The sequence below is a fragment of the Brevundimonas sp. SL161 genome (assembly GCF_049896985.1).
In the GTDB taxonomy this organism is placed as follows: domain Bacteria; phylum Pseudomonadota; class Alphaproteobacteria; order Caulobacterales; family Caulobacteraceae; genus Brevundimonas.
Map to the genome: position 1 here is coordinate 83,910 of NZ_JAFCVJ010000006.1, position 12,556 is coordinate 96,465.

Sequence of the window (12,556 nt, forward strand, 5' to 3'; positions counted from 1 at the left end):
GCGGCGCGGCGATGACGGCAGCTAGACCTTATTCAGGCGGCGGGATGAAGCCCTGTTCAGGTCGAAAGGTTCCCGAAAGCCGTCTCCCGCCCATTTAAAGGGGAGGGAGCAGGATCAGGCCATCGGCGGCGGACCGGCCAGGATGTCACGCTTGCCCGCGTGGTTGGCCTGGCTGACGACGCCCTCCTGCTCCATCCGCTCGATCAGGGAAGCGGCGCGGTTGTAGCCGATCTGGAGCCGGCGCTGAACGTAGGAGGTCGAGGCCTTGCGGTCGCGGGTGACCACGGCCACGGCGCGGTCGTAGAGGTCGTCGCCCGACGAAGCGCTGCCGCCGTCGTCCATGGCGTTGTCTCCGTCGCCGTCGGGATCGTCGGTGATCAGGTCGAGATAGTCGGGCTCGGCCTGGGCGCGCAGATGTTTGCAGACTTCCTCGACCTCCTGGTCCGTCACGAACGGGCCGTGCAGGCGGGTGATGCGGCCGCCGCCGGCCATGTAGAGCATGTCGCCCTGGCCCAGCAGCTGTTCGCCGCCCTGCTCGCCCAGGATGGTGCGGCTGTCGATCTTGGAGGTGACCTGGAAGGAGATCCGGGTCGGGAAGTTGGCCTTGATCGTGCCAGTGATGACATCGACCGAGGGCCGCTGGGTGGCCATGATCAAGTGGATGCCGGCGGCACGGGCCATCTGGGCCAGGCGCTGGACCGCGCCCTCGACGTCCTTGCCGGCGACCAGCATCAGGTCGGCCATCTCGTCCATGACCACGACCAGATAGGGCATGGGCTCGGGTCGGATCTTTTCGGACTCGAACACCGGACGGCCCTGGTCGTCGAAGCCGGTCTGGACCGTGCGCTCGAAATGCTCGCCCTTGGCCTGGGCCTCGCGGGCGCGCTCGTTGTAGCTGGCGACATTGCGGACGCCGAGCTTGGACATTCGGCGATAGCGGTCCTCCATCTCGCGCACGGTCCATTTCAGCGCGACGACGGCCTTCTTGGGATCGGTCACGACGGGCGCCAGCAGGTGCGGGATGCCGTCATAGACACTGAGCTCCAGCATCTTGGGGTCGATCATGATGAAGCGGCATTCGGCCGGGCTCAGCCGATACAGGATCGACAGGATCATGGCGTTGACCCCGACCGACTTGCCCGAGCCGGTGGTGCCCGCGATCAGCAGGTGGGGCATGCGGGCCAGATCGGCCACGTAAGGGTCGCCGCCGATGGTCTCGCCGAGGGCCAGCGGCAGGATGTGAGCCGGCTTGCCGTATTCGGACGAGGCGAGCAGGTCCCTCAGATAGACGGTCTCGCGCTTCAGATTGGGCAGTTCGATGCCGATGGCGTTGCGGTTGGGCACGACGCTGATACGGCAGGCGCGTGCGCTCATCGACCGCGCGATGTCGTCGGACAGGGCCACGACGCGGCCGTGCTTCACGCCGGGCGCCGGGACCAGTTCGTACAGGGTGACCACCGGGCCTGGGCGGATCTGGTCGATCACCCCCTTGACCCCGAACTCCGCCAGGACGCCTTCCAGCATCTTGGCGTTCTGTTTCAGCGCGTCCTCGTCGACCATGCCGGCGCGGGCCTGGGGCTTGGCCAGCATGCCGAGCGGTGGCAGGGAGAAGTCGCCTTCGGGCCGGACGAAGTCGAAAGTCGTCTGGTCGTCGTCAACGGTCTTCTTCGAGGATTTGGCGGGCTTGGGCGCAGCGACCTTTATCTCGTTCCCGGACGTGGGCGAGGCTGGTGCGGCGGAAGCGAGCCCGTGGACCGGCTCGTCCCGGTGCAGGGGCGTTCCAGGTTCAGCATCGTCGTCGTCGGGCAGCTCGAGCCTGGGCGCGCGGCGCGGGGCGCGGACCGGCGCGGCCTCCGCGTCCGGCGCGGGCCGGACGGGGCGCCTGCGCGAAGGCGGCGCGGGCTCTGCGGAACGGCGCAGCCCCGAGGCCCAGGCGACCCCCTCGGCAAAATCGTTCAGGCGCAGGCCCACGGCGTATCCGCAGGCCCACAAGCCGAAGGTGAGGAAGGCGACGCCGCCGATGATCTCTCCGCCGGGAACGCCCAGGGCGCGGAAGCCGGCATCGACGAGGCCGATGACCCCGTCGCCCCACAGCCCGCCAAGCCCCACCGCCAGCGGCCAGGCGGTCGGCGCGGCCAGGGCCGACAGGGCGGCGGACAGGCTTAGGACACCGCCCGAGGCAGCCAGGGTCTTGAGCGGCGTGGGCTTGAGGCGTTGCTGGATCGCGTCGCCGATGGCGGAGGCCAGGCCGAAGGCGACGGTCAGGGCGGCGGCCGGCCAGGCGGCGAGGCCCAGCGACTGCATGAACAGATCGGCGAACAGGGCGCCGTTGGCTCCCAGCCAGTTGGTAGGGGCGATCGATGACGCAGCGTTCAGGCTGGGATCGGCGGGGTTCCACGACACCAGGGCGATGACCAGCAGAGTCGCCAGTAGGGCCTGCAGCACGCCGCGAAACCGCACCATGAAGGGGGCTTCCCAGATCATGAGAGCGCCCAGAATGGCGCGCTGGCTGATGGCGAGGGCTGCGGACATGCAGGGGCTCCGGACGGACTTGCAGACCAGTGTCGCAGGCTTGGGGTTAAGGGGCTGTTTACCTCGACAGATGGTCTCCTCCGCCTTCGTCGAGCGGCGAACAGGGAGGAGACATTACGCCCACTGGACGCGCCCGCCGGACAGCGCGACAAGCGGCCATGGCCTCACCTCACACCCACGAAGTCATCGTCGCCGGCGCAGGCATGGCAGGGGCGACATTCGCCCTGGCCGCGGCGCGGGGCGGGTTGAAGGTCGTCCTTATCGATCCTCAACCCTTCCCGGCCCAGCTGGCCCCGACCTTCGACGGGCGATCGACGGCGATTGCATTCTCGACCTTCCGCATGCTGGACGCGCTGGGTCTAGGCGACGGTCTCCGGCCCCATGCCTGCCGCATGGACCGGATTCTCGTGACCGACGGACGCCGTCCGGGCGCGGCGTCGAAGGCCGCCTCCCCGGTTTTCCTGCGCTTCGATGCCGACGAGATCGGCGACGCCAACGGCGGCGAGCCGCTGGGCTATATGGTCGAGAACCGCCGTATCCGCGCGGCCCTGGCCGGGGCGGTGACGGCGAGCGACATCGATCTGCGCACGCCCGGTTCCGTCGTCGGGGTCGAACAGACGAACCCTGCCGCGCGCGTGACGCTGGCCGACGGCTCGGTCATCAGCGCCCCGGTCGTGGTCGGCGCCGAGGGGCGCGGGTCGAAGGTGCGCAAGGCGGCCGGGATCGAGACGGTCGGCTGGGGCTATGGCCAGTCCGGGGTGGTGGCGACGGTCCGGCTGGGCCGCGACCACGGCAATGTCGCCCACGAATATTTCCTGCCCGGCGGCCCGTTCGCCATCCTGCCCCTGACCGAACAGCGCGCCAGCCTGGTCTGGACCGAAAGCACCCGCGCCGCCGAGGCGCTGAACGCCTGTTCGGACGAGGCCTTCCAGGCCCATCTGACCCGGCGGTTAGGCGATTTCCTTGACGGCACCACGCCGGAGGGCCCGCGCTTCGTCTATCCGCTGGCGCTGGAGCTGGCGACGACACTGACCGCCCCGCGCACGGCGATCCTCGGCGATGCGGCCCACGGCGTGCATCCCGTGGCGGGCCAGGGCCTGAACATGGGACTGAAAGACGCCGCCGCCCTCGCCGAGGTGCTGATCGAGGCGATGCGGCTGGGCGAGGACATCGGCTCGACGGTGGTTCTGGACCGCTACGCCCGCTGGCGGCGGTTCGACACTGTCGCCCTGGCGGCCGGGTTCGACGGCTTCGTGCGGCTGTTCTCCAACGACCTGCCGCCGGTGCGCCTGGCGCGAGATCTCGGCATGGCGGCGGTGAACCGTATCGGCCCGCTGCGCCGCGTCTTAATGCGCGAGGCCGGCGGTGCGACGGGGGACTTGCCCAAGTTGCTGCGGGGCGAGCTGGTCTAGCCTTGAGCCGGGTCAGTGGTCGGCAGGACCATACCGAATGACCGAAAATCCGCAGGCCTCTACCGTCTCAATCGCTCTAAGGAGGTAGTCGTTGGCGCTCGCCTTAGCGTTGGGATCGAGTTCGACGCGCCGCGAGACTTCAATGTCCACTCAGCCGCGCAGGGTCATCTGATCAATCGCGAAGGCCAGACAGGCTTGCTCATCCGCGCCGCTGGCCAGTGCGACTAGCTCTCTCGGCTCTTCATCAGGCCTGTGGGCGGTGGTCTTGAAGACCCACGTCTGCACCACTCAGTCCAATTGCCGCGCTTCTTCGGGCAGCATGATCGGCACGCCGTCGCGAATGGGGAAGGCCAGCTTCGCCCCCTTCGAAATCAGCTCATTGGCCTCGCGGTCGTAGTCGAGCCGTCCGCGCGTGATCGGGCAGACGAGGACTTCCAGCAGGCGCGGGTCGACCGATGACGGCGTGTGAAAAGCATCGCTCATTTTTTGTAGAGGGCTACCGCTTGCGCCGCGGGCGCTCGCAGCTTGAGCCCGGTCCTTCTGTGGATCGAGGGGGATTTGTCTACTGCATCGACGTCGGCGTGTCGCCGTCGCCGGTCTCGGCCGCGTCGATGCGCATCAGGGTGGTCAGGACCTCGACGCGGTCTGCGAGCGCCGGAGATTCCAGCAGGGCCTGTTTCTCCGCAGGTTCGAACGGCAGGGCCATCGACAGGCTGTTGATCAGGGCCTCCTGAGGCGCGGCCTCGGCCGTCTCCCAGTCGATCTCCAGCTGACGCCGCTCCAGATAATGTTTCAACCCGGCGAGGAAGGCCTCGCGGTCGAAGGCTTCGCCGCCGTGGGGGGTGGACAGGTCGGCCTCGAACGGAGCGAAGGCGGCGCGGACCTGACGGTAGGGGGTCTGGGTCGGTAGTTCGGACGCCACCCGGAACCGCGCCACCCCGGTCAGGGTGACCAGATAGCGGCCGTCGGAGGTCTCCGCGAAGCTGGTGATCCGTCCGGCGCACCCCACCGCCGAAAGGCTGGGCAACCGCGCCGGCCCACCGGACGGCTGGATCAGGCCCAGCACCCGGTCGCCCGCCATCGCGTCGTCGATCATGTTCAGGTAGCGCGGCTCGAAGATGTTCAGCGGCAGTTGACCGCGCGGCAGCAGGATGGCTCCCGGCAGCGGAAACACCGGGATCACCTGGGGCAGGTCAACGGCCTTCACATAGCCCTGGGCCATCGAACGTCCTTCAGGAAAACAGAATGGAAGACAGGCGGCGGCGCCCGTCTTTTGCAATGTCGGACGACAGGCCGGCGGCCTCGAACACGACCAGAAGATGCTTCCTCGCCGCCTGGTCGTTCCAATCGCGATCGGCCGACACGATGTCGAGCAAGCTGGTCGCCGCGCCCTTCAGGTCGCCCTCGGCGGCCTGGGCCAAGGCCAGGTCGTAGCGCGCCTGATGATCGTTCGGATCGGCCTTCACCCTGGCCTCGAGCGCGGCGGTCTCGCCGACCGGGGCGCTGGATGACAGGGCCAGCTGGGCCCGGACCGTGACGACCGAGGGTTCGGTCGAATCCTGCGGGGCCATGGCGATGGTCTGGCGGGCCTGATCCGCGTCGCCTCCGGCCAGATAGACCCGCGCCATGCCGGCGATGGCCTTCTGGTTCTCGGGCTCCATGGTCAGGACGTGGGCAAACGCCTGGGCCGCGCCGCCGAAGTCTGACAGGCCCAGAGATTCCTCGCCCAGGGCCAGCAGTTGCTCGACGTCGGTGTTGACGGCCGCGCCGCCCGACAGCTTTTCGATGAAGGCCTTGATCTGGCTTTCCGGCACTGCGCCCTGGAAGCCGTCGACCGGCTGGCCGTCGACGAAGGCATAGACAGTGGGGATCGACTGGACCTTCAGCTGACCGGCGTAGGCGGGGTTCTTGTCGACGTCGATCTTGACCAGTTTGACCGCGCCGCCGGCCGCCCGGACCTGTTTCTCGAGCGAGGGGGTCAGGGTCCGGCACGGGCCGCACCAGGTGGCCCAGAAGTCGACGATGACGGGCTGGATCTTGGACTGGGCGATCACGTCGTCCATGAAGCCGGCGTCGGAGCCGTCCTTGATCAGGTCGTCGGTTTCGGAGGTCTGGGGATCGGCTAGGGTCATCGGGTCTCTTTGAAGCTCGGGGCTGTAACGCGGTAGGGCTCAGATGGTCGCGGAGGCCGCCTGCGGCAAGTCGCCGGAGGCGTTGGAGCAAAAGTCGATCACCAGCGGTTCCCGCCCGATCTCGGCCAGCACGCGCCGGAACGCGGCCTGGCTCAGAGCCGTCGTCGCCGTATTCGTCAGGGGGTGGAAGTTGACGATGTCGGCGTCCCACAGCCGCTGGTCGATGACGAAGGTCACCCTCCGATCGACGTCGTTGATCAATCCCAAAGCGGTGACCGAGCCGGGCCGTACGCCGAGGGTCTCGTGCATCAGGACCTCGTTGCCGAACGACACCCGGTCGGAACCGATGGTCCGGGGCGCGGCCTTGAGGTCGATGACCGTGTCCTGACGGGCCGAGATCAGCCACAGCCGGCCCTTCTTGTCCTCGAGGAACAGGTTCTTGGTGTGGGCGCCGGGCATGGCGGCCTTGATCTCGTGGCCCTGGTCGACGGTGAAGACGGCGGGGTGGTCGTGGGTCGTCTGCTCGATGCCCCGCTCGGCCATCCAGGCGATCAGACTGTCGCGATCATGCAGTGGTTGAGCGGTCATGCTTGGCCGGGCTAGGAGTGATGCACCTCGATACCGCCCGGAGCGTCGCCTTGGAACTGGAATGCTACCCCATGTCGGCCCGGCCGCCGGATCTGGTGCCCGGGCGCCAGTCGCGAAACTGGATGGACGCCTTCGTCAGCCGGCATCCGTATCGCTGCCTGCCCCTGACCATGGCCAACACCACGGGATGGGAGATCCTGTGCCCCTTCACCTTCACGGCCGAGTGGAACGGCGGGCCGTCGCAGGCCGACATCACCATTACGCCCGAGCGGCCCCAGCCCGAGCTGGACCATTTCGTCACCTCGCACTTCTCGCGCGGGGTCCTGACCATGCACCCCCAGTATCTGTTCCGCACGCCGCCAGGCTGGGGGATGATCTGCGGGGGCTCGCCCAACCATATGAAGGACGGGATCCAGCCCCTGGTCGGCCTGATCGAGACGGACTGGCTGCCCTTCCCCTTCACCATGAACTGGCTGTTCACCCGCCCGGGCCGGGTGAAGTTTGAGCGCGGCGAGCCCTTCTGCTTCATCCACCTGGTCGAGCACCGCAAGATGGAGGCGGTCCAGCCGGTGATCCGGACGCTGGAGTCCAACCCGGTGATGAAGGGCCAGTTCGAGGCCTGGAACCGCCAGCGCACCGACTTCAATACGAGGCTCGCCAGCGGCGATCCCGACGCGGCCAAGGAGGCGTGGCAGCGGTTCTACTTCAAGGGCGAAATCCCCGAGGCCCTGGGCACGGCGCCGGACACCCATGCCAACAAGCGCAGGCTGAAGACCCCGCGGGTGGGCTAGGCAGCGAGCCCTTGCGAGCTGGCGGAGGGGTTCTGGCCGCATGCAGAAAGAACCCCTCCGTCTCCTCCGCTTCGCTCCGGATCCACCTCCCCCCGCCTGCGGCGCGGGGAAGAGACACGATCACACTGCCAAGATCGCCTCCAGCCCCTCGCGCCAGGTCGGATGGGCCGGTCGCCAGCCCAGTTCAGCCTTGGCGCGGGCGTTCGAGATACGTTTGCTGTCGAGATAGAAGCGCCGCATCGCGTCCGACACCGATGGATCGGTCCAGTCGACCTCGGGCGGCTGTGGCAGGCCCATGCGCCGCGCGGCGTCGGCCATGACGACATCGACCGCCGAGGGCGCATCGTCGGCCAGATTGTAGGCCGCGCCAGGCCTGGGCCGGTCCATCGAGGCGAACAGACCGGCGACGGCGTCGTCGACATAGATGCGGTTGAAGACCTGGCAGGGCTTGCGCACGATCCTCGCCGAGCCGTCGCGCAGCCGGTCGACCACCGACCGGTCGGGGCCGTAGATGGCCGGCAGGCGGAACACCTGCACCGTCAGCCCCATGCCGCGCCCTGCGTCCAGCCAGTCTGCCTCGGCCCGGACGCGACGCGCGCCCTCGAGGCTGGACGCGTTCAGGGCGTCGTCCTCGAACACCCAGCCGCCGTCGCGATCGCCATAGACGGCGGTCGAGGAGACGTAGCCGATCCAGTCGGGATAGGCCTGCGCCTCGGTCAGGGCGGGCAACAGGGCCCGGGCGCCGGGACAGCCGCCGCCGTCCGGCGGGGCGGTAATCAGGATGGCGGAAGCCTGGCTGACCGCTGTGGCCAGCGCCGCCTTGTCCGCAGGATCGACGGCGGCGGCGCCGTCGGCCGTCAGCGCAGCCCGGCGTTCCAGGTCGCGCGAGGTCGCCGCCGTTGACAGGCCGCGTTTCGCCGCCTCGGCCAACACCGCCCGGCCGAGATAGCCGGCGCCGAAAATCAGCAGGGACCCGTGCGCCATTGCTGGGCTCAGCCGACCCGCGCCTCGGCGGGAGTGGGAACGGGCGCCGGCGCGGTTTCCGGGGCGGCGCGCAAGGCTTCGGCTCGCTTGCCGTTCCAGGCGGAGACGCAGGGAATCTTGGTCCGGTCGGCCCGGTCGGCGTAGCGGCGCGCGATGTCGGTGACGTCGGCCATCAGCCCCTCGGCCAGGGTGATGGGCTTCAGCCCCAGGTCGCGGAACTGGTCGTTGGCGACGACCAGTTCGTTCTCGTCGGCCTCGAGACGGGGATTGGCGACATTGTGGACCTCGGCGCCCGTCATCCCGGCGACCATGGCGGCGAGGTCGCGGACCCGGCGGCTCTCGGTCATCTGGTTCAGGATCTTGACCCGTTCGCCCTTCTCTGGCGGGTTCTTCAGGGCCAGTTCGACGCAGCGCACCGTGTCCTGGATGTGGATGAAGGCCCGTGTCTGGCCGCCCGTGCCGTGCACCGTCAGCGGATAGCCGAGCGCGCCCTGCATCAGGAACCGGTTCAGCACCGTGCCGTAGTCGCCGTCATAGTCGAACCGGTTGATCAGCCGCTCGTCCTGTTTCGTCTCTTCGGTCTGGGCGCCCCAGACGATGCCCTGGTGCAGGTCGGTGATCCGGACGCCGTCGTTCTTGGCGTAGAACTGGAACAGCAGGGCGTCCTGGGTCTTGGTCATATGGTAGATCGAGCCCGGGTTCGGCGGGAACAGGATCTCCTGTTCGGTCGGGCCGAAGTCGGTCTGGACCGTGACCTTCAGATAGCCTTCCGGGATGCGCAGCCCGGCGGTGGTGTAGCCATAGACACCCATGGTCCCCAGATGAGCCAGGTGGACGTCCAGCCCGCTCTCGACGATGGCGGCCAGCAGGTGGTTGGTGGCGTTGATGTTGTTGTCGACGGTGTAGAGCTTGTGTCGCGCCGACTTCATCGAATAGGGGGCGGCCCGCTGTTCGGCGAAATGGACGACGCTGTCGGGCTTTTCGTCCCGGATCAGGGCGACGAGGCGGTCGAAATCCTTGCCGACGGTCATGTTGACGAAGCCTATGTCGCGGCCGCTGACGTCCTTCCATGCGGCGATCCGCTCGCCCATGGTCCGGATCGGGGTCAGGGACTGAACCTCCAGCTCGTTGTCGATGTTCCGGCGGCTGAGGTTGTCGATGACGATCACGTCCCAGCCGCGGGCCGATAGATGCAGCGCCGTGGGCCAGCCGCAGAAGCCATCCCCGCCCAGAACCAGTACCTTCATCGCGTCTTTTCCTCCGCCCCAACCTTGCCTAGCCGAAGGCGGGGACCGGAGCAAAGCGGAGCGGTTGCCTAAAGCAGGGGCGCGATCGCCGCACGCGCCGCCTCGCCGAGGCCCGCATGCTTCAGTCCATAGGCGACATTGGCCCTGAGCAGCCCCACCGGATCGCCGCAGTCGAAGGTCGTCCCCTCGTATTCCAGCGCGTGGAAGTCCCGGACCTTCATCAGCCGGGCCATGGCGTCGGTCAGCTGGATCTCGCCGCCGGCGCCCGACTGCTGGTCGGCCAGCAGGGGGAAGATGTCGGGCGTCAGTACATAACGGCCGGAGATGAACAGGTTCGACGGCTCGGACCCCAGCGGCGGCTTCTCGACCATGCCGGTCATCCGGTTCAGGCGCCCGTCCTGCCCATTCAGGGCGACGATGCCGTATTTGTGGGTCTCTCCCTCGGGCGCCGGCTCGACCACGACGATGTTTCCGCCTGTCTGGTCGTGGGCTTCGATCGCCTGTTTCAGCGCCGGGGTCTCCGCCATCATCAGCATGTCGGGAAGGATGACCGCGAACGGTTCGTCGCCGATCAGGTCGCGCGCGCAGAAGACGGCGTGACCCAGGCCCAGAGGCGCCATCTGGCGCACGAAGCTCATTTCGCCGGGGCGGGGCAGGTCGGCCAGGATCTGGGCCAGGATGTCGTCCTTGCCCTTGGCCTTCAGGATCGCCTCGACCTCGTAGCCGTGATCGAAATAGTCCTCGATCGAGGTCTGGCCGCGTCCGACCACGAAGATCATGTGCTCGATGCCTGAGGCGCGCGCCTCTTCCACGATATGAGACAGCAGGGGCCGGTCGAACACATTGAGCATGTTCTTGGGCGTCGTCTTGGCGGCAGGCAGCACCCGCGTGCCCAGACCGGCGACGGGAAGGACGGCCTTGCGGACGCGGGACGACGACGAACTCATGAAAGCTCCCAGACAGCGACGGCGAGCGTAACGCGCGTCGCCCGGTTTCGTAGCCCCGTCCGCGCGATTTCGCTATTCGACCGTCACCGACTTGGCCAGGTTCCGCGGCTGATCCACGTCGGCGCCCTTCACCACGGCCACGTGATAGGCCAGCAGCTGGATCGGGGCGGCCATCACCAGGGCCGAGATCAGCGGATCGCAGGCCGGGGCCGTGACCACCACCCTGGCGCCTGCGGGAGCGTGTTTCGCTCCTTCCGGGTCGGTGATGAAGACCACCTGACCGCCGCGCGCCATGACCTCGCTCATGTTCGAGGCCGATTTCTCGAACCAGGAATCATAGGGGGCCAGGATGATGACCGGGGTGGCTTCGTCGACGAGGGCGATCGGGCCATGCTTCAGCTCGCCGGCGGCATAGCCTTCGGCGTGGATGTAGCTGATCTCCTTCAGCTTCAGCGCGCCCTCCAGGGCCAGGGCCGACATTGGGCCGCGGCCGAGGTAAAGGACGTCCCGCGCCTTGGCGATGTCGACGGCGATGTCCTTCAGCGCGTCCTCCAGACCGATGGCCTCGGCGATCAGGCGCGGCGCCTCCAGCAGGACGCGGACCAGACGCTGCTCCTCGACCTCGTCGATCCGGCCGCGCGCCCTGGCCGCGGCGATGGCGATGGCGATCATGACCGAGACCTGGGCAGTGAAGGCCTTGGTCGAGGCGACGCCGATCTCGGGCCCGCAATGGATCGGCCAGACGACGTCGGCCTCGCGGGCAATGGTGGATTCGGTGGCGTTGACGATGGCAGCGGTCTTCATCCCGGCCTGGGCGCAATGACGGAAGGCGGCCAGGGTGTCGGCGGTCTCGCCCGACTGCGACATGGCGATGGCCAGGGCGTTGGGCCGCAGCGACGGATTGCGGTAGCGGAACTCCGAGGCGATCTCGACGTCCACGGGCAGGTCAGCCAGCTGTTCGATCAGGTACCGCCCGATCATCCCGGCGATATAGGAGGTGCCGCAGGCGACGATCTGGATCCGGTCCAGCGCCGCAAAATCGACATCGCCGGCGACCTTGGTCCGGCCGGTCAGGGTGTCGACATAGGCGGCGATCGTCTGCTGGCACCCCTCGGGCTGGTCATGGATCTCCTTTTCCATGAAGTGCCGGTAGTTGCCCTTCTCCATCAGGACGGCGGAGGCGGGCACGATCTTGATCGGCCGCGCGACCTCCGATCCCGAGGCGTCGAAGATGCGAGCCCCGCCATGGGTGGCGATGACGTAGTCGCCGTCTTCCAGATAGGTGATCCTGTTGGTGAACGGCCCCAGGGCCAGGCCGTCGGAGCCGATGAACATCTCTCCGTCGCCGTGACCGACAGCCAGCGGTGGGCCGTTGCGCGCCGCCAGGATCACCTCGTCCTCCCCCGAGATCAGGACGCACAGCGCAAAGGCGCCCGACAGCCGGTCCAGCGTCGCCTTGAAGGCGTCGAGCGGGGACAGGCCTGTGGCAAGCGCCGAATCCAGCAGATGGGCGACCACCTCGGTGTCCGTCTCGGACGAGAAGACGCGGCCGGCGGCGATCAGCTCGGCCTTCAGCTCGGCGAAATTCTCGATGATGCCGTTGTGGACCACGGCCACGCGGCCGGCGATGTGCGGGTGGGCGTTGGCCTCGGTGGGGGCGCCGTGGGTGGCCCAGCGGGTGTGGCCGATGCCGGTCGTGGCCACCAGCGGGTTCGCCGCCAGCACCTTTTCCAGCGCCTTCAGCTTGCCGGGCGCGCGACGGCGCTCCAGCACCCCGTTGACCTGGGCGGCGATGCCGGCCGAGTCATAGCCGCGGTATTCAAGACGCTTCAGGCTTTCGATCAGGCGATCCGAGACCGGCTGGATTCCGACGATGCCGATGATGCCGCACATTCCGGGGTCGCTCCTGGCGCAGGGTCGTCT

Annotated in this window: 11 protein-coding genes; 2 read left to right on the forward strand and 9 right to left on the reverse strand. The window is 68.1% G+C overall.

What is annotated here, in order from left to right:
* Positions 1–114: 114 nt before the first annotated feature.
* A complete protein-coding gene (locus ACP7AU_RS06845) occupies positions 115–2,532 on the reverse strand; it encodes a DNA translocase FtsK 4TM domain-containing protein (RefSeq protein WP_426050935.1) in 2,418 nt (805 codons plus the stop codon).
* Positions 2,533–2,690: 158 nt separating this feature from the next.
* Here ACP7AU_RS06845 and ACP7AU_RS06850 point away from each other — a divergent pair, with 158 nt between their 5' ends.
* Positions 2,691–3,944 carry a UbiH/UbiF/VisC/COQ6 family ubiquinone biosynthesis hydroxylase gene (locus ACP7AU_RS06850; protein ID WP_426050936.1) on the forward strand — a complete coding sequence of 418 codons (1,254 nt, stop codon included), beginning with the start codon at positions 2,691–2,693 and terminating at the stop codon, positions 3,942–3,944.
* A gap of 288 nt (positions 3,945–4,232) precedes the next feature.
* On the opposite strand, the gene ACP7AU_RS06855 is transcribed toward ACP7AU_RS06850, so the two are convergent.
* The 4 genes from ACP7AU_RS06855 to ACP7AU_RS06870 all read right to left on the reverse strand — a co-directional run bounded on the left by ACP7AU_RS06855 (position 4,233) and on the right by ACP7AU_RS06870 (position 6,664).
* On the reverse strand, positions 4,233–4,427 hold the full coding sequence (locus tag ACP7AU_RS06855) for a Trm112 family protein (RefSeq protein ID WP_426038548.1): 195 nt from the start codon (positions 4,425–4,427) through the stop codon (positions 4,233–4,235).
* 79 nt (positions 4,428–4,506) lie between these two features.
* Positions 4,507–5,166 (reverse strand): LON peptidase substrate-binding domain-containing protein, encoded by a 660-nt coding sequence (locus ACP7AU_RS06860; RefSeq protein WP_426050937.1) that lies wholly within the window; start codon positions 5,164–5,166, stop codon positions 4,507–4,509.
* Between the two features lie 10 nt (positions 5,167–5,176).
* Positions 5,177–6,076 carry a tetratricopeptide repeat protein gene (locus ACP7AU_RS06865; RefSeq protein ID WP_426038550.1) on the reverse strand — a complete coding sequence of 300 codons (900 nt, stop codon included), beginning with the start codon at positions 6,074–6,076 and terminating at the stop codon, positions 5,177–5,179.
* A 39-nt stretch (positions 6,077–6,115) separates the two neighbouring features.
* A complete protein-coding gene (locus tag ACP7AU_RS06870; RefSeq protein WP_426050938.1) occupies positions 6,116–6,664 on the reverse strand; it encodes a prolyl-tRNA synthetase associated domain-containing protein in 549 nt (182 codons plus the stop codon).
* A gap of 50 nt (positions 6,665–6,714) precedes the next feature.
* Here ACP7AU_RS06870 and ACP7AU_RS06875 point away from each other — a divergent pair, with 50 nt between their 5' ends.
* Positions 6,715–7,455, forward strand: coding sequence for a DUF6065 family protein (locus ACP7AU_RS06875; protein ID WP_425990487.1), 741 nt, complete (start codon positions 6,715–6,717; stop codon positions 7,453–7,455).
* A gap of 120 nt (positions 7,456–7,575) precedes the next feature.
* Here the strand turns inward: ACP7AU_RS06875 and ACP7AU_RS06880 are convergent, their stop codons facing one another.
* The 4 genes from ACP7AU_RS06880 to glmS form a co-directional block, all read right to left on the reverse strand.
* On the reverse strand, positions 7,576–8,439 hold the full coding sequence (locus ACP7AU_RS06880; protein WP_426050939.1) for an SDR family NAD(P)-dependent oxidoreductase: 864 nt from the start codon (positions 8,437–8,439) through the stop codon (positions 7,576–7,578).
* Between the two features lie 8 nt (positions 8,440–8,447).
* The gene (locus ACP7AU_RS06885; protein WP_426050940.1) at positions 8,448–9,686 is read right to left on the reverse strand and encodes an NAD-dependent epimerase/dehydratase family protein; all 1,239 of its coding nucleotides are present in this window, start codon (positions 9,684–9,686) and stop codon (positions 8,448–8,450) included.
* 68 nt (positions 9,687–9,754) lie between these two features.
* On the reverse strand, positions 9,755–10,633 hold the full coding sequence (locus tag ACP7AU_RS06890) for a UTP--glucose-1-phosphate uridylyltransferase (protein ID WP_426050941.1): 879 nt from the start codon (positions 10,631–10,633) through the stop codon (positions 9,755–9,757).
* Between the two features lie 72 nt (positions 10,634–10,705).
* Entirely contained in the window at positions 10,706–12,526 is a 1,821-nt protein-coding gene (glmS, locus tag ACP7AU_RS06895; protein WP_426050942.1) for a glutamine--fructose-6-phosphate transaminase (isomerizing), read from the reverse strand.
* Between the last annotated feature and the right edge of the window lie 30 nt (positions 12,527–12,556).